Genomic DNA, 18,919 nt, shown 5'->3' on the forward strand with positions numbered 1-18,919 from the left:
TAGTTAGTTAGTTAGTTAGTTAGTTAGTTAGTTAGTTAGTTAGTTAGTTAGTTAGTTAGTTAGTTAGTTAGTTAGTTAGTTAGTTAGTTAGTTAGTTAGTTAGTTAGTTAGTTAGTTAGTTAGTTAGTTAGGATTGTCTTCTTTTTCTTAGGCTTCTTTATTTCTGGTTTTCGCGGGTGGGGAGTAGACCATTTTTTTTGCTTCAGTCTAGCAAGAATTACAATTGAAAAAAATGAGAGCGAGAAATTCAAATAATTTTGAAATATTGAGCCATTTTAGAATGAGATTTCATTTTCTGAAATTGAATACATCTAAAAAAAATAAGATATTATTAACTCATATTTTCGCTTCATTCTTGGTGTTGGATCCTGTTAACTTATCGAATGATAAATTAACTATCTGTGCTGTTTTTTATATAAATATATACACTGAAGCAATTTTGCTATTATTTTAAAGAAAGAAAATAAAATCAAAAATGATTAAAATTCAGCCGTGTTTACTAGCATAAATAAAAAAATGGCGCCAATTGTATTCAATTGGCGCCATTTGGCTTTGTGACCTCGACAGGACAAATTACAACATCATTTTTGGATGATTTGAAGAAATTGGCTTACTATATGTAGGATCTGTCTTCCATTGGCTTTGTAAATTTGGTTTAGATGCCCTGTCGAGGATTCAATCGAAAATTTATTTGATTCTAAATTGATTAAATGAATATAAGTATTTTTATTATATCGCATCAGATATATCGTTTGCTCATTTGTGTACATGAAATAAAAGTTTAATTTTACTTTTTAAACTATACACCTTTTCCAGTTTGTCATTTAAAAAATAATCCTTCCTAATTGTTTAGACAAACTAGATTAAAGAATGCATTTTAAATGCCTATTTTTTATTTACAAAACTCAAAATTTCATGTATCAATTTGTAAAATATATTTTGATGCTCTTTTTGGCATCTTTAAGTTTAATCTCCTGTAGACAAAAACAGGGTGACAAAATTAGAGTTGGTTTCTCACAGGCGATGACGACCGATGATTGGCGCAAGCAAATGAATAGTTCAATAAAAATTGAAGCTTCCTTGCATCCTGAAGTAGATTTAACAATCAAAGACGCCCATAATAACGTTGCGAAACAAATCGAAGATATCGAACGTTTTATTTCGAATAAAGTGGATGTTATTATTGTATCGCCAATTCAGTCCAAACCATTAACGGCAGTTGTAGAAAAATCGATGAAAGCGGGAATTCCTGTTCTTATTGTCGATCGCAAAATTGAAGGGGAAAGTTATACGGCTTATCTCGGAGCCGATAATATTGAAATTGGCCGAATCGCTGGTCGTTACATTATCTCGCACAGTAAAGGTTCCGGTAATATTATAGAAATCACTGGTGCCAGCGGATCATCTCCAGCTTATGAAAGAACACTTGGTTTCAATCAGATTATCAACGAGAATAAGCGTTTTAAGATTGTAAACACCATTCAGGGCGACTGGGAAAAAGAATCTGTTAAGGCGCCTTTGAAGGCAATTCTGCTGCAAAATCCAAATATTGAATATATTTTCGCTCATAACGACAGAATGGCTTTAAGCGCCTGGGAAACTGCCAAAACCCTCGGGCTTGAAAAGAAAATCAAGTTTATTGGCGTGGATGCCCTGAACTCCGTAAATGGCGGTATTGAGCTAGTAAAAAACGGTGTGCTTGACGGAACCATTTTATATCCGACAGGAGGAAACGAAGCGCTGAAGCTGGCGCTGAAAATGTACAACAAGGAGTCAATCCCAAGAAACAACATTCTAAATACGATTGTTATTGACAAAAACAATGCTGAAATTATCGAAAACCAAATGGATAAAGTCGATCAGCAACAGTTGGTTATCGAATCGCAGCAAGGAGCAATCAAAGTGCAGGAAAGAGAATATGCTTCGCAGAATAATTTGGTAAGACTGCTTAGTTTTTTTCTTGTAATTATTTTGAGCTTAACGATTTACAGTATTTATTCTACAATTTCGATTTCAAAAAAGAAGAAACAATTAGAAAGAATCAATCAAACGGTAATTGACCAAAACAATGAAATTCAGGAAATGGCTCAGATTGCAACTAAAAGCAACGAAGCAAAACTGAATTTCTTCACTGGACTTTCGCATGAATTTAAAACGCCTATTACACTAATAATGAGTTATGTGGAATCGTTAATCGAAAATGAGAAAATTAAAGGTACCGCATTGATAGATGAAGTAAAACTGATTCACAAGAACTCAAACAGATTGCTTCGATTGATCAATCAATTACTGGATTTTAGGAAAATTGAAGAGCAAAAATTCACGCTGAGAGCTTCCAATACAAAGATTTACGATTTCACAAATGAAGTCATGGCAAACTTTAAAGGCGAAGCGGCCCGAAGAAATATTGATTTTCAATTGGTTTGTAAAAACAAAAATTTGGAACTGTTTATTGATCGCGGTTTAATGGATAAAGTGTATTTCAATTTATTGTCAAATGCCTTTAAATTTACGCCTGACAATGGTAAAATTAGTATTTCAATTGTCGAAAATCAGGATAATACAGTCAAAATACATTTTAAAGATTCCGGAATTGGAATTCCTGATGATGAACTTTCAAATGTGTTTGATCCCTTTTTCAGGGCTTCAAATAACAATAAGAATAGTTCAGGAATTGGGCTTCATCTCTCAAAAGAGTTTGTGCTTTTGCATCAGGGAACGATTGAATTGAAATCAAAACAAGGCAGTGAATTTGTGATTACCTTATTAAAAGGAAGCAGTCATTTGCAACCAGCAGAGATTACTCAGAAAGTGGAAAATCTAACCAGTATTCCAAGTTTAATAACCGATAATTTAAACATAGAACCCGATTTAAAAAATTCAAACCTAATTTCTGATGCTGAAAAACATTCGCTATTAATTATAGAAGACAATGTAGATCTGGTTAACTTTTTGAAAGCCAAACTTTCCAATGAATATGTAGTTTATAATTCGGACGGAAGCGATGCGATTGAAAAGGCTTTAGAAATTATTCCAGACATTATTATCTGTGATATTAATTTAGTAGATAAAGATGGTTACGAAATTAGCAAAGAACTAAAGAAAGATCTCCGTTCTTCACATATTCCTATTATAATTCTAACGGCTCAAAGCAATAAAGAATCGGTTCTAAAAGGGCTGCAGAGTGGAGTAGATCAATATTTGACAAAACCTTTTAGTCTTTCAATTCTAAAACAATCGCTATCGAGTTTGCTTTTCAACAGAGAAAAACTACGTTATTATTACACCAATAATATTTACAGAGTTGAACCTGAATCTAAGTTTGGAAATCAGGAACAGTCATTTATTACCAAAATGAATGACATCATTAAAAAGAATGTCGAAAATCCAAAGTTTTCAGTTGAAGATTTGGCGGACAAATTGGGCGTTTCGAGAGTTCAGCTGTATAGAAAGGTGAAAGCAATTATTGGAATTAATATTAGCGATCATATTAATAATGTCAAATTAGAGAAAGCCGCAGAACTTTTGAAGGCAAATGAGATGAATATTTCTGAAATTGCGTACTCATTAGGTTTCTCTTCTCCAAACTATTTTTCTACAGCCTTTAAGAATAAATTTGGAATTTCTCCTAAAGAATATAAAACGTCAAGCTAATTTGTCTTTAAAATTGTTTCATTTAAAGTATCAATTTTGAAGGTTATGTAACATAATTGAAACTACATGGTTTTCGTAAAAGTTTTTTAATTTACGTAAAATCTTGTAAATAAAGGCTTTGGGTTTAAAATGCTAAACTATCAATATTTATAGAAATAAATTGTAACATCATTAAAAATAAGTTGTTTTTTTTGCAGATATCTTAGCAACAAGTTTTTAATACATGTACAATGAATAAGATATTGATTTGGTCTGTTACTGCTGCACTGGCAGGTTTTCTTTTCGGTTTTGATACCGTAGTTATTTCTGGAGCTGATAAACAATTACAGCTTCTGTGGCACTCGTCAGATGCCTTTCATGGTTCAGTTGTTATGGCAATGGCATTATGGGGAACTGTAGTTGGTGCAATCTTTGGAGGAATCCCAACTAATAAAATAGGACGTAAAAAAACGTTGTTCTGGATTGGAATTTTATATTTCGCTTCAGCAATCGGTGCCGCTTTCGCTAATGACCCGTTTGTTTTTGCTGCCTTTAGATTTATTGGTGGTTTAGGAGTTGGTGCTTCTACTATTGCTGCTCCGGCTTACGTATCAGAAATTGCTCCGGCAGACAAACGCGGAAGATTGGTAGCCTTGTATCAGTTTAATATTGTATTAGGAATTTTAATTGCTTTTATATCTAATTACCTTCTAAAAGATATTGGCGAAAATGCCTGGAGATGGATGATTGGCGTTCAGGCAATTCCTTCTCTAATTTATATTCTTTTTATTTTGACTATTCCCGAAAGTCCAAGATGGCTTTTGTCTAAAAACCGTGACGAAGAAGCTCGTAAAGTTTTATATACGATTGATCCGTCTGCAAATATTACTGACTTAATAGACGATTCCCGTGAAAACGGTGTTGCCAAACACGAAAACATTTTCATGAAGAAATATCGTTTCCCTTTAATTCTGGCTTTTTTAATTGCCTTTTTCAATCAGTTTTCAGGAATTAATGCATTTCTTTATTATGCGCCAAGAATTTTTGAAGAAGCTGGTTTAGGACAAAATACAGCATTGCTAAGCAGTATCGGAATTGGAGTTACAAATCTTATTTTCACCTTAATTGGTGTGGCATTAATCGACAAATTAGGAAGAAAGTTGTTAATGTACATTGGTTCTGTTGGATATATTATCTCACTCGGATTAGTATCGGCTTCTTTTTATTACAATTGGGGAGGTTTATCGGTTCCTATTTTTCTTTTCCTTTTTATTGCTTCACATGCAATTGGTCAGGGCGCTGTAATTTGGGTTTTTATTTCCGAAATATTCCCAAATCATATTCGCGCATCCGGACAAGCGTTTGGAAGTTCCGTACATTGGGTTTTGGCAGCTATTATTCCGTCTTTAATTCCGATGTTGTTCTCAGAAATCGGCCCCGAAGTTGTATTCCTTATTTTTACATTGATGATGGTATTGCAATTATTATTTGTAATGTTTTTAATGCCGGAAACAAAAGGACTCTCTTTAGAAGCTTTAAGCGAAACACTAACTAACAAAAACAACCACAAAAATGAAATCAAAGAAACATCTGCCGTTAGCTCTTTATAGTGCTGCCTTACTGTCGATAATAGGATTAAAACCGTCTTTTGCAATTGCACAAACTGTTGCCACAACTGTATCGAACACAGCGGAAGAACAAATGTATCGCCCACATTTTCATTTTACTCCAAAAAAAGGCTGGATGAACGATCCTAATGGAATGTTCTTTGCCAACGGATATTATCATTTGTTTTACCAGTATTATCCTGATGGAAACACATGGGGACCAATGCATTGGGGACATGCGATTTCTAAAGATTTAATTAAATGGGAAGAACAGCCAATTGCGCTTTACCCAGATAAGGACAAATATATATTTTCAGGAAGTGCTGTTGTCGATACGGAAAACACATCTGGCTTAGGAACAGGAAAAACAGCTCCGATTGTTGCCATTTATACGTTGCATGATATGACAAAGGAAAAAGCAGGCAAAATGGATGTGGAACAGCAGGATATTGCTTTTTCTAACGATAATGGTTTTACATGGCAGAAATTTGAGGAAGGAAATCCTGTCGTGAAAAACCCTGGAATTAGAGATTTTAGAGATCCAAAAGTATCCTGGGACAAGACACACAAACAATGGATCATGGCTTTGGCCGCACAGGATCGAATACAGTTTTACAAATCGTCAAATCTGAAAAATTGGGAATTTGCATCTGAATTCGGAAAAAATATCGGTGCTCATGGCGGCGTTTGGGAATGTCCTGATTTCTTCGAAATAAAAGTGGAAGGAACAAAGGAAACCAAATGGGTTTTAATAGTAAATCTGAATCCCGGCGGGCCAAATGGAGGTTCCGGAGTTCAATATTTTGTTGGCGATTTTAATGGAAAAACATTTACTATGGACGCCGGTTTTGCTGAAAGAGTACAGAACGAAAAAGCAGTTTGGGCAGATTATGGAAAAGATAATTATGCAGGAGTGACATGGAATAATATTCCATCTTCAGACGGAAGAAGATTATTTATCGGATGGATGTCAAACTGGGAATATGCACAGCAGGTTCCAACAACGACTTGGAGAAGCAGCACCACAATTCCGCGCGAACTGCAATTGGTAAAAAAAGGAAACCACTATAACTTGGAGAGTAAACCAGTAAGAGAATTAAATAATTATGTTGCTAAAACTCTTAAAGTGCAAAGTTTGAACGGAAAAGGAACTTTAAAAGTAATCGAAAGCGGAAAAGTTGATTTAACACAGGCAATTGTTAGCTTAGACTTAAAAAACTTAAAACAGGAAGATTATACTTTTACACTTTCAAATGCAAATGGAGAATCTTTAAGTTTTGGTTTAAACAACAAAGAAAATTATTTATTTGTTGATCGTTCTAAAGCCGGAAAAATTGATTTCTCGGATAAGTTTGCGACACCAGTAAGTAAAGCATTTTTGAAAGGAAGCCAAAAAAATGTCGCTTTTAAAATTATTCTGGATAAAACTTCAATTGAAATTTTTTATAACAATGGCGAGAAAGTGATGACGGAAATCTTTTTCCTGAACAAACCATTTTCAGCCCTTACTATTTCTTCAAAGCAGAAAATAGAACTAAAAAATGGGATTATTCAAGTATTGGACATTAATAAAAAGCAATAAGAAAATCGAATAGAATTTTTCTAATTCAATCCAAAAACAAATCGTACAACCGTAAGAAGGATAATCTCTTTCAGGCTCGTTGCATCTATTTGCAAAATAAAAAAACTGCTAGGGAATGGCAGTAAAACATCACTAACTATTAAAATAACCTTAACCAAACCAAAATTTATGAGAAATAAGATTTTTTATTTTCTATTTTTCTTTTTTCCAATGCTCATGATGGCACAGGAAAACGGAATAAAAGGAACGGTAATTTCATCTGATGACGGAATGCCGCTTCCAGGTGCCACAGTAATGATTTCGGGAACCAATACCAGTTCGGTTACCGATTTTGACGGGAATTTTTCTTTTCCCAGCGTTGCTTCAGATGCTGTACTTGTAGTTTCTTTTGTAGGTTACAGTCCGCAATCCATTTCAGTTAAAGGGCAAAAAACAATCAACATAACGCTGAAAGTTGATAACAATCAACTGAATGAAGTTGTGGTAACAGGATATTCTAAACAAAAGAAAACGGATATTACAGGGGCAGTTGCCATCGTGAACATGAAAGAGGTTATGAAACAGCCGGAGCCAAACCCAATCAAAGCTTTGCAGGGAAGAATTGCTGGAGTAAAAGTGTCGTCTGATGGCTCGCCAAGCGGAGGAAATACAAAAGTGGTGATTCGCGGTGTTGGAACTTTGAACAATACAGATCCGCTTTATGTAATTGACGGAATGCCAACCAAATCGGGAATGCACGAATTGAATCCTAATGATATTGAGACTATTCAGGTTCTAAAAGATGCTTCGTCTGCAAGTATTTACGGTTCTAGAGCTTCAAACGGTGTAATTATCATTACAACCAAAAAAGGAAAAGAAGGAAAAATGAGAATCAATTTCAGTACGTATGCCTCATTTTCTGATTATTCAAGAAAGTTGGATGTGCTAAATGCAAACCAGTTTGGACAAGCACTTTGGCAGGCAAATATTAACGACGGATTGAATCCGAATAATAACAATTTGCGTTATCAGTTTGACTGGTCAGTAAACAACAATAAACCGCAATTGAACAAAGTTTTGGTTCCGGAATATTTAGATGCTCAGCAAACGCTAAAATCTTCAAATACCGATTGGTACGATGCGATTTCTCAAACCGGAGTTGCCAATTCTTATGATTTATCGGTTTCAAATGCTTCTGAGAAAGGGAATTATGTTTTCTCTTTAGGATATTACGGAAATGAAGGGGTGGTAAAAACGACTGATTTCGAAAGAATTTCTGCCAGAATCAACAGTTCATACAAGTACTTTGACGGAAAATTAGTTATTGGCGAAAATTTCAGTTTAAACCGTACAAACGAAGTTACAGATCCAGGTGTTTTAGATCCTGCACTTAGAGCTTTACCAATTATTCCAGTACACACTGTAGATGGAATAGGTTGGGGAGGACCTGTTGGGGGAATGAACGACAGACAAAATCCGGTTCGTCTTTTAGAATATAATAAAGACAACAAATACGATTATTTGCGCCTTTTTGGTAACGCTTACGCGGATTTGGAAATCATTAAAAACCTGCACATCAAAACCAGTTTCGGAATGGATTATGGTTTTTATAAAAAACGTACGCTGCAAAGAAGTTACAAATCGGGTTATCTCCAAAATGATCAGACTTCTGTTACAATTGATCAGTCAATCAGTGACAAATGGACTTGGACGAATACAGCAATTTATAGCTTAAATTTTGGAAAAAGCAATCTTAATTTGATGGCGGGAACGGAGATGTACAAAGATACTTATGACACAAACACGTTGCGTAAAAATGACTTTTTGATCGAAACGCCGGATTATATGTATCCAGATGCAGGAACAGGAGAATCTTTTACCAGCGGAACTTCAACCGTATATTCTTTGCTTTCATATTTTGGAAAAGCAGATTATGAGTTTGATAATCGTTATTTGGTTTCGGCTACAATTCGTCGTGATGGTTCTTCTCGTTTTGGTAAAAACAATCAGTTTGGGACATTTCCAGCAGTTTCTGCAGGATGGAGAATCAGTAATGAGAATTTCATAAAAGATAAAATAACTGCTATTTCTGATTTAAAATTAAGAGCAGGATGGGGGCAAACGGGTAATCAGGAAATCAGTAATACAGCGGTTTACTCGTTATATCTGGCAAGTTACGCAGGCGGAAGCCCGACTTGGGCAACTTCTTTTGGAACGGCTTATGATATTGCAGGAAACGGAAACGGATTGCTTCCGTCTGGTTTTATCGCAACGCAGTCAGGAAATGATGATTTAAAATGGGAAACTACGACACAGACCAACGTTGGTTTGGACTTTGGTTTATTCAAGCAAAAACTAAGCGGTTCTGTAGATTATTATATCAAAAAAACAGATGATATTTTGGTATTGCCACCGTATTTAGGAGTTATAGGAGAAGGTGGAAACCGTTGGGTAAACGGAGCTTCTATGGAAAATAAAGGTTGGGAATTTTCTTTGGGGTATCATGACGAAACTTCATTTGGATTGAAATATGATATTTCAGGAAACATTTCAGCAAACAAAAATAAAATCACAAAACTGCCGGATGAAGTAAAAAACAATTATGGAGGAAACGGACTGGATGATAATATTTTAGGACGACCAATTAATTCGATGTACGGATATGTTACTGATGGATTGTTTACAAGTCAGGATCAGGTTGATAATTCGCCAATTCAGGAAGGAAAAGGACTTGGCAGAATTCGCTATAAAGACTTAAATGGAGATGGCGTAATTACAGACAAAGACCGCACATGGATTGGAAACCCAAACCCAGGATTGCTGTACGGCATCAATTTGAATTTGTCTTATAAAAACTTTGATTTCACTACCTTTTGGGAAGGTGCCACAGATGTTGATGTCATCAATAACACAAAGTATCAAACTGATTTCTGGAGTGTCGATGATGTTGGATCAAATAAAGGAACCCGTCTGCTGAATGCTTGGTCTTTGGATAATCCAAATTCAACTATTCCGGCATTGACAACAGTAGATAGAAATGCGGAGTCAAGATTCTCGACTTATTATGTAGAAAACGGAAGTTACCTTAAACTTAGAGTTTTACAGTTTGGCTACAGTCTACCAAAAGATTTACTGAAAAAATTAAGCATGGAAAGTTTCAGGTTTTATATCAGTGGTCAGAATCTATTGATTCTTGATGCGAAAAGCTTCACGGGAGTAGATCCTGAAAATGCAGGTTTTGGATATCCGCAACCAACAACTTTTACTGCTGGTCTTAATTTTACTTTATAATAAAAGATTTAAAAATGAAAAAAATACTATATATAGCAGGATTTGCAGTGTTGGGTTTCTTTGCTTCCTGTTCCGATTTTTTAGAGAATGATCCACGTGGCGTGTTGTCAGAAAAAGATATTGTTACGCCTGAGAATGTTGAAGGATTTATGAACGCAGCTTACGCGCAGTTAGGAAATGACCATTACGATTCTCCATACAGTTTATGGCCGTTTGGGAATGTTCGTTCAGATGATGCCTACAAAGGCGGAAGCGGTACTAATGATATTCAGGATTTTCACTTTTTTGAAGTATCCAATAATATCCGTCCAGATTTTGGCGAATTGGATAGTTTCTGGTACATCAGTTATGTTGGTGTTTCAAGAGCCAATAAAGCATTGAAAGCTTTGGAACAAATCTCAGAAGCCGATTATCCCTTGAAGAAAACACGAATGGCTGAAATGCGTTTTTTGAGAGGACATTTTTACTTCATGCTGAAAATCATGTTCAGAAATGTACCCTATATTACCGAAGATATTCCGGTTGAAGATTATAAAACGATTTCAAACAAAGCGCTTTCAAACGAAGATCTTTGGAGTAAAATTGCTGAAGATTTTCAGGCAGCAGCCGATAACTTGCCAGATACGCAACCAGAAGTTGGACGCGCCAATAAAAAAGCAGCTTATGCATATTTGGCAAAAACAAGATTGTATCAGGCGTATACGCAGGATGAAACATTTAAAGTTACAGGAATCAATCAGCAGCATTTGCAGGAAGTAATTGCAGCAACGGATAAAGTAATTGGAAAAGCGTCTTTAGAACCGGATTTTGCCAACAACTTCTTGCCGGGAACTTATGAAAACGGGCCGGAATCTATTTTCTCGATTCAGTTTTCAGACAACGATGGAACTTTATATGGAAGATTGAATTTTTCTGACGTTCTTTCCACACCACAAGGTTTAGGCTGTTGTGATTTTCATAAACCAAGCCAAAATTTAGTGAATGCTTTTAAAACAGGAGCAAACGGTCTGCCTGAGTTTGATACGTACAACAACGAAGATTTTGATTATAAAAATATAGATGCAAATACAGTTGATCCAAGATTATATCATACCGTTGCAATGCCTGGTTTGCCTTATAAATATGATCCAGAATTTTTATATGTTGAAGCTTGGGTACGATCTCCAGGAACGTATGGTTATTATGCTTCATTAAAAGAAAACGTTGCCCCAAATTGCAGCTGTGTTGTAAATATTGATCCATTTTACGGAAATTCTAAAAACAGAATTCAGATTCGTTATGCCGATGTGATTTTGATGCGTGCCGAAGCTTTGATTGAGTTAGGAAGACAATCTGAAGCTTTGCCGTTGATTAATGAAATCAGAAAAAGAGCGGCGCAGAGTACAGGAAGACTTCCGTATGTAAGCAACTTCAAAATTAGTACTTATGTTGACGGAAGCAATTGCAACTGGACACAGGATTTTGCCCGTAAAGCTTTGCGTTGGGAACGTCGTTTGGAATTGGCCATGGAAGGAAGCCGATTCTTTGACCTTGTTCGTTGGGGAATTACAGATCAGGTCATGAATGATTTTTATGCAAAAGAAAAAACAAAACGTACCTATTATCAGGATGCTTTTTTTGATGCACATAAAGAAGAATATTGTCCAATTCCGTTGAAGCAAATTAATTTCAGTCAGGGATTGTACAAACAAAATCCAGGTTATTAATCTTTAAAGAATCAGCAATATGAAAAAAGCTTTAAATAAATATTGGATCAAAGTGTCTATAGTATTCGCAATGATTTTTATGATTACTGCCTGCGAAAATAGTTTTGAAACTGGCGGATTTGATGTGAGTTCGCCATCAAATGTGCTTTCATTTAAATTAAATGGAGTTTCAGGGAACATTGATCAGGCGACAGGTAAAATTACGGTTATAATGCCTTACGGATCTGATATAACAGCCATAAAACCGGAAGTTGTTTTTGTCGATGGCGCAACTTCAAATCCGGAATTAAATTCGGCTATGAATTTTACAAATCCGGTAAAGTTTAGAGTGGTTAATGGTAATTTATATAAAGATTATACAGTAACGACAACCGTTTTAAGTCCGATTAAGAGTTTTACAATTAATGGCGTTGCAGCAACAGTAAACGACATTAGCAAAACGATTACCATGACGCTTCCAGAAAGTACCGATTTAACAGTGCTAAAACCAGTAATTGAAACAACAGATGGAGTTACGATTTCACCAGCATCAGGAGCAACAATTGATTTTACTAATGCTGTGACTTTTGTAATAACATCAAAGGGGAAAAGCGTTAATTATACGGCAAACGTTGGAGTTCCAGTTACAGGATTAACGGTTGCATTTTTAGGAACTGCGGCTACAAGATCCGGAATTACAAATATGGATGAAGTTACGGCTTCAAACTGGTTGTTTGATAATTTCCCGGGAGCGAAATACATTTCTTTTGAAAGTATTCAAAACGGTGCCGATTTAAGTGATATTGATGTGATTTGGTGGCATTTTGATTCGGCTACAAATTTACCTTCTGTGGCTTATAATCCTAACGTTACTAATGCATTGAAAAATTTCAGAACAAATGGAGGAAACTTGCTTTTGACTTCTTTTGCTTCTCAATATGTTGATGCTTTAGGAATTGTTCCGTCAGGAAAAGGACCGAATAATGTTTTTGGAGATTTTCTTCCAAACGGTTTTGTAGACGGAAATTCATGGGGAATGTCATTCGTTGGTCATGAAGGCCATCCAATATTTCAAGGTTTAATAACTTTTGAAGCGGGAAAAGCCAATTTATTGCAAAGCGGCACTTTCAGATTAAACCATACAGCGTGGTGGTTTTTACCGGAATGGGGCGGATACAATAATGGAGAAGGTTGGAGAAACCAGACCGGAGGAACCAATCTGGCAAGTGAAGCTTGGGATAATGAACTGAACGGAAGAGTTACCATTGCGGAATTTCCAAATACAAGCAACAACAAAAATGTAATAGTTATTTCTATGGGAGCTTACGATTGGTACAATGAAACGAATAGTAGCGGAGTGCCAAGTCAGGCAAACGAGTTTATTACAAATATCAAACTACTGACACAAAACAGTATCAATTACTTAGCAGCAAAATAACCCACTTTGAATTTAATTAAAATGAAATATAGAAATATAATCACAATCGCCTCGGTTTTCTTTTCACTTGTTTCTTGCAGTCAGGATGAAAATTATATTGGAGGTTCTATTTCAGGAGGGAATTCTGAAATTACAAGTGTTTTCCCTGTTCCGCCAGCGCAATGGATGGGTACAACCGATCCCTATTATAGTGCAGGTTATACCGGAGATATTATGCCTTTTTTCGATAACGGAAAATTTCATATTTATTTTTTGCATGACGCACAGAATAAGCCTGCTGGAAAAGGATTTCACGATATTCATGAATACCAGAGCACAGATTTATCGCACTTTACCTATGAAGGTCAAACTATTCCGTATGGTACAGCTCTAGAACCAGATTTTGCAATAGGTACAGGATCGGTTCTCAAAGTGGGTAATGTTTATTACTTTTATTATACAGGGCACAATGAAAATCCGGCTTTTGTCCAGTCGAATGCAAGAGAAAGTGTTTTATGTGCAACCAGCAGCGATTTGAAAAAATGGACAAAAGTGCAGTCTTTTAAGATTACTGCGCCAGCGGGGTATTACAATTATGATTTCAGAGATCCGCATGTGTTTTATAATGATGAATTGAAAAAATATTCAATGCTGGTAAGTACGCAGACAGAACCGGGAAGAAAAGCTGTTTTGTTGCATTTTACAAGCGCAGATCCTGCATCAGGAAAATGGGATGTTCAAGCTCCAATTTATACCACAACGCCTGAAGATAATTATCTGATGATGGAATGTGCGGATATTTTCAAAATGGGAAGCAATTGGTATTTGATTTTTTCTGAGAATTGGAGTGGCAATAAAGGAACGCACTACAGAATTTCATCATCTATAAACGGTCCGTGGACAAAACCGGAAAATGACAGAATTGACGGAGAATATTTTTATGCTGGAAAAACAGCTTCTGACGGAAATAAAAGATATGTTTTTGGTTGGAATGCGAGAAAAACGCCTGAGAATGATTTAGGAAACAAGGATTGGGCAGGAAATATGGTTATTCATGAATTGATTCAAAATTCAGATGGAACTTTGGGAGCGCAATCGCCGAAATCGGTTAAGGATTTATTTTCGAAAAAGAATGCTACTGTAGAGGTAGATGCAATTTCATCAAATGCAACAGCTAATAATGGAACTTATTCTTTATCAGGAGAGGCAGAAAAAGCAATGGTTACTTTTAAAAGCGTTGGAAAGAAAGTCAAAATAAAAGCCGAAGTCACTTTAGCGAAAGCTAGCGGAACAACCGGATTTGTTTTTCATACCAATGATACAGGAAGCTATTATAAAGTAGTTTTAGATATTGCTAATGCTAAAATAAGCGGTTATAATTCGGCTTCACAGGAAATGACACGCTTGCCATTTGCTTTTCAAATCAATACAAAATACACTATTGAAATAATTGCTGAAGGAAGTGTTGTCGTAGTTTATATTGACGGAAAAGTAGCACTCACCAACCGCATTTATGGAAGAGACAAAAACAAATGGGGTTTAATTGCTGAAGGACAAACGAGTACAATCTCAAATCTTCAGATAACCCAGCCTGAATAAGAACAATAATAAAATATTTTAGAATGAATAACGGAAAAAACCTTAAGGCGGTGGCATACGGAGAGGTACTTTGGGATGTTTTTGCCAATGAAAAAAAGATTGGCGGAGCTCCATTGAATGTAGCCTTGCGCATGAAAACGTTAGGTTGCGAAGTGGCCATGATAAGCTGTGTAGGAAATGATGAAGACGGGAGAGCAATAAAAGAGCAAGTGAAACAACTGGGACTTGAAACGGATACAATCGTAGTTTCTGAAGATTTTCCAACTGGTTTGGTTAATGTTACCTTGAATGAGCGTGGATCGGCAACTTATGAAATCAGTTATCCGTCTGCCTGGGATAAAATTGAATTGAATGAATTGGCAAAAGCAACGGTAAAAGCGGCTGATGTTTTGATTTATGGAAGTTTGGTTTGTCGCGACGATGTTTCAAGAAAAGCTTTGGAAGAACTGCTTGACAATGATGTTTATAAGGTGTTTGATGTGAATCTAAGAAAACCTCATTATACCTATGAAATTCTGAACCAGCTTATGCTATCGGCTGATTTTATAAAATTTAATGATGAAGAATTGCTCGAAATTGCAAAAGCCATGAAATCTCCTTTTGAAAGTCTGGAAGAAAACATGACTTTCATTGAAGAAAAAACGAAAGCGACTGCAATGTGTGTAACAAAAGGAAAACATGGAGCATTGTTATTGTGGAAAGGAAAAATTTATGAAAACGGCGGTTACCCAATCGAGGTTGCCGATACGGTAGGTGCCGGTGATTCTTTCTTGGCTGCTTTAATCACTTCATTGTTAACCGAGAAAGATCCTCAGAATTCAATTGATTTTGCCTGCGCTGTAGGTGCGCTTGTTGCTGAAGCGCCTGGCGCAAATCCGGAAGTTCCAAATTCTAAGATTGAAAATTTAATGGCTGCAACTAAAATTTAAGTTATTTACAAAAAGACTCATGGTATTTGATTAATTGCCATACTTGTTTTTTTGAAGTTAAGCCTGATATCAAAATGAACATGCCCCAAAAAGTTAGGCAATATTTGGGGCATTTTTTAGAAAAGAATCCGATTTTCCAAATAGAGAAATTATTTTGGTTAGTGTTTAATAAAACGCTGATTCTAAATTTGCCTAGCTTTTTATATAAACACTTCTTTTATTAATGGGGTATTTAGTGTCTGTCTTTCATTGGCTTTGTTAATTTGGTTTGGATGTCCTTTTGGGGATTGTTACAAAAAAATATAAAAACTCAGTTGGTTTATGGTATTAAAATAATATGCAATTCTAGAGCTATTATCTATGATTTGAAAAGATTGTTATGATTAAGGCAGAATTGTCTTTCTTTAGCTCTATGATTTTACTTTCTGTGATTTATACTTTTTATAAAATATTAGTGTAATGATAAAAAAGGAACCGAAATTGGCATAAAACAAAAGGCAGTGTAAATTTACACTGCCTTTTGTTTTATGCTTTTAAACTGAATAATTTAATGCACAAGGGAATTAATGCGCAGGAAATAACAAGAAATATAATGACCCTGATATAATTGAGCGTCTGCCAAAGGGAAGTTCGTTTTGCAAGATCCTTTGCAAGTGAAGGATTTTCTGCTATTTTTTGAAAATCAATGATATTTGGTGCAAAATAGGAGAGTGTCCATGCTCTAACTGCAAAATGTGCAGCAAATAGAACTAAAAGCCAGTTTCGTACGGGGTCAATTTTCCGGCAGAAAATAATGGCAAGGATAAAGGCGATTTCATGCAGAGAATGAAATATAATACAGAAAACTTTCAGGCTAGCGCCTTTTCCATCCAGTAAAAGCTTAAAATTTTCAGGTGCCGATTCGGTCCATTTAGGCACAAAAACCAGAGTTTCGAAAATCTGTGCGCCATTCATTACAAGTAGATAAGTGTGGTGATGCAGAGCCATATTTCAGCTCTGGTCAGGTAATTTGCAGTAAGACCTTCCATGTTATTTTTTGTTTAAATTATCTTTTGTTTCTTCCATTATGGCTGTGGCGGCGCCTCCTGGAGCAAAACAGGGCGAAAAGTGGTTGATGATGGAGCAGATATATAAACTGCCATAAGTTTTATTTTGTTGATAAAAATTAAAATTGAGGACTTTAAGGCCCTTATAAAACTAAACCATTCTGTATTTCCAATGCAGAGTCGTATACAGCTTCGAACCTAAAGCCAGAAAATATTGATTTTGCTAGATTTATTGTTTTCGAAAATACCATGTGCCTTGATTTTGCCACAAACTTAGGGAGAGAGCTTTCAGAATCTTTTTTTTTTGCCTCAGTTTTGGCTTTTTTGCAGGCATGAAAATTCTGTATTTAATCTATTAGCGGAGAAAGAGGCTCCACTAACCCTATATAGATTCCCGTAATTGCTGGTGTTTTCAGCATTTTTTTAACTTGGTACACCCATAGGTACAGTACAATTTAAACTCTTAGAGTTAGTCTCAGAGATATAAATTTCAGGGATTTTTAATGTGTTTAATAATAATATTTTTATCGTAATTGCTTAATAATTAAAAGACTAAAAATTTTGTACCAAGTTATTTTAGAATGCGAATTATTAATAATTCTTGCAATTGAGTTTTTTTAAGGCATTTCTGCGATGCGTTTAGATAATATTAAATCTATTCTTCGGTTTTCATCATTAGAAGAAACTTTTTTTAGCGGATGTCCAGCATACAATTCGTATTTGGGAACAGCATTTCCGGTAAATTGTACTTTTTCGACACTAATAATCTGATCAGGAATATTAGCGCCATACCATAGCGAATCTGCTTTTTGTTTCCATGTCACCTCATATAAAACGGCTCCTTCAGGATAGGTACCGTCTGCTTTTTCTTTTGCATGCTGAAAAGCAATTTTATTTCCGTATAAGGTGGACATAGCGTTTTGATTCGGATCAATGGAAAATGTGATAGGCGACAATAATAAAGGGTTTTCAGGCAACGCATCTAATGCAGATACAGAAGCTTTTTCATTGAGATTATCTTTATTATTTCCTTTACATCCAGAAAGTATAATGATAAGCGCGATTATGATAGAGTGAAGTGGTTTCATAATTATTTGTTTTTGTTGTAGATGTTAAACTTATTGATATCAAGATGCAGGGGAGTAGTAAAAACGTAATCATTGTTTTTAACAGGATTATGACAGGAAATGCATTCCTGATCAAAGTTGGCGCTATCACCATACGGTTTCAAGTCATTCCCTTTCCATCTTGTCCATCCCCATCCTTTTGTAGCTTCATATTTTTTTGCATCTTTTATCATAAATTCAACCTGAATGAATGCCCCGGCAGGTACAGTTCCATCAGCTTCTGTTTTTTGTTTCCAGGCTGTTTTGGCAAAAATTGCACCATCAGGCCAAGGATTGGTTTGGTGTTCTGCTATAGCCTTTACGGCAATTTCGTTTCCATAAATGATACGCATACTGCCGTTGTCAAAACGGTCTGATGTACTGACAGCTTTCCAGTTTCTAAAATCGGGTATGTATGAAATATTATTTAGTGTTGGTTTAACTTTAGAGTGATTTGTTATTTTTTTATTCAGAATTACTTTTTCAACGTCCTTTAAATCAGCAACAGGCAGTATTTCCAGATTTGGTTTTCGGGCTGCTATCGTTGTTAAATAATTCTTCAAAACTTCAATGGAACTATCGTCTAATTTGGCAGAAGGATGAAGAGCCGTATAACTTTTAAGAGGCATTTCACCTGATAGTATTTTATTGAAAGCGTAATAAAGTGTAGCACTTTGCTTTGGCTTTTCTAATTTATCCCAATCCGAAAAATTCAGCGCTTTTCGACCATCTTCAATATGAGAAGCTACTATAAAATTTGCAGGCGTAATTTTATCAAACCATGCAAGATTTACAGTGTTAGAATGGCAGTCAAAACAAGAGTTTCTTAAAATAGTATTTACTTCTGCAGGAACGTTAGTTAAGTCCTTTGTAGGGGTGCTATATTCAATTTCTTCAGGTTTCCAAAATTGTAAAGCAATAAATACTAGCAGTAAAATTGCGAAGATTTTAAGTCCTTTTTTCATTTGTTTTATTTTTTAGATGAATAGATAATCAATTCAAAATTAGTTCTAATGCATGTGATTAAAAGATTTAATTGGTCCAA

11 protein-coding genes are annotated in these 18,919 nt (G+C 35.5%); 8 read left to right on the plus strand and 3 right to left on the minus strand.

What is annotated here, in order from left to right:
- Positions 1-915 precede the first annotated feature (915 nt).
- From ACHRV0_RS12260 to ACHRV0_RS12295, 8 genes are all read left to right on the plus strand, one after another.
- Positions 916-3,654, plus strand: coding sequence for a substrate-binding domain-containing protein (locus tag ACHRV0_RS12260; protein ID WP_395441030.1), 2,739 nt, complete (start codon positions 916-918; stop codon positions 3,652-3,654).
- Positions 3,655-3,884: 230 nt separating this feature from the next.
- Entirely contained in the window at positions 3,885-5,243 is a 1,359-nt protein-coding gene (locus ACHRV0_RS12265; protein WP_343697963.1) for a sugar porter family MFS transporter, read from the plus strand.
- A complete protein-coding gene (locus ACHRV0_RS12270) occupies positions 5,206-6,822 on the plus strand; it encodes a glycoside hydrolase family 32 protein (protein WP_395441031.1) in 1,617 nt (538 codons plus the stop codon). Before ACHRV0_RS12265 ends, ACHRV0_RS12270 begins: the two co-directional genes overlap by 38 nt.
- 168 nt (positions 6,823-6,990) lie before the next feature.
- Positions 6,991-10,092 carry a SusC/RagA family TonB-linked outer membrane protein gene (locus ACHRV0_RS12275; RefSeq protein WP_395441032.1) on the plus strand — a complete coding sequence of 1,034 codons (3,102 nt, stop codon included), beginning with the start codon at positions 6,991-6,993 and terminating at the stop codon, positions 10,090-10,092.
- Positions 10,093-10,106: 14 nt separating this feature from the next.
- Positions 10,107-11,798 carry a RagB/SusD family nutrient uptake outer membrane protein gene (locus ACHRV0_RS12280; RefSeq protein WP_395441033.1) on the plus strand — a complete coding sequence of 564 codons (1,692 nt, stop codon included), beginning with the start codon at positions 10,107-10,109 and terminating at the stop codon, positions 11,796-11,798.
- Positions 11,799-11,817: 19 nt separating this feature from the next.
- Entirely contained in the window at positions 11,818-13,215 is a 1,398-nt protein-coding gene (locus tag ACHRV0_RS12285; RefSeq protein WP_395441034.1) for a DUF4960 domain-containing protein, read from the plus strand.
- 21 nt (positions 13,216-13,236) lie between these two features.
- A complete protein-coding gene (locus tag ACHRV0_RS12290; RefSeq protein ID WP_395441035.1) occupies positions 13,237-14,793 on the plus strand; it encodes a glycoside hydrolase domain-containing protein in 1,557 nt (518 codons plus the stop codon).
- A gap of 23 nt (positions 14,794-14,816) precedes the next feature.
- On the plus strand, positions 14,817-15,722 hold the full coding sequence (locus tag ACHRV0_RS12295; protein WP_343697969.1) for a carbohydrate kinase: 906 nt from the start codon (positions 14,817-14,819) through the stop codon (positions 15,720-15,722).
- A gap of 525 nt (positions 15,723-16,247) precedes the next feature.
- Here ACHRV0_RS12295 and ACHRV0_RS12300 read toward each other — a convergent pair.
- From ACHRV0_RS12300 to ACHRV0_RS12310, 3 genes are all read right to left on the minus strand, one after another.
- Complete coding sequence (locus tag ACHRV0_RS12300; protein WP_395441036.1) at positions 16,248-16,709, minus strand: transposase; 462 nt, start codon at positions 16,707-16,709, stop codon at positions 16,248-16,250.
- Between the two features lie 676 nt (positions 16,710-17,385).
- The gene (locus ACHRV0_RS12305; RefSeq protein WP_395441037.1) at positions 17,386-17,856 is read right to left on the minus strand and encodes a cytochrome P460 family protein; all 471 of its coding nucleotides are present in this window, start codon (positions 17,854-17,856) and stop codon (positions 17,386-17,388) included.
- Between the two features lie 2 nt (positions 17,857-17,858).
- On the minus strand, positions 17,859-18,839 hold the full coding sequence (locus ACHRV0_RS12310) for a heme-binding domain-containing protein (RefSeq protein WP_395441038.1): 981 nt from the start codon (positions 18,837-18,839) through the stop codon (positions 17,859-17,861).
- Positions 18,840-18,919: the final 80 nt, after the last annotated feature.

Source organism: Flavobacterium sp. FlaQc-30 (assembly GCF_044005885.1).
GTDB lineage: Bacteria > Bacteroidota > Bacteroidia > Flavobacteriales > Flavobacteriaceae > Flavobacterium.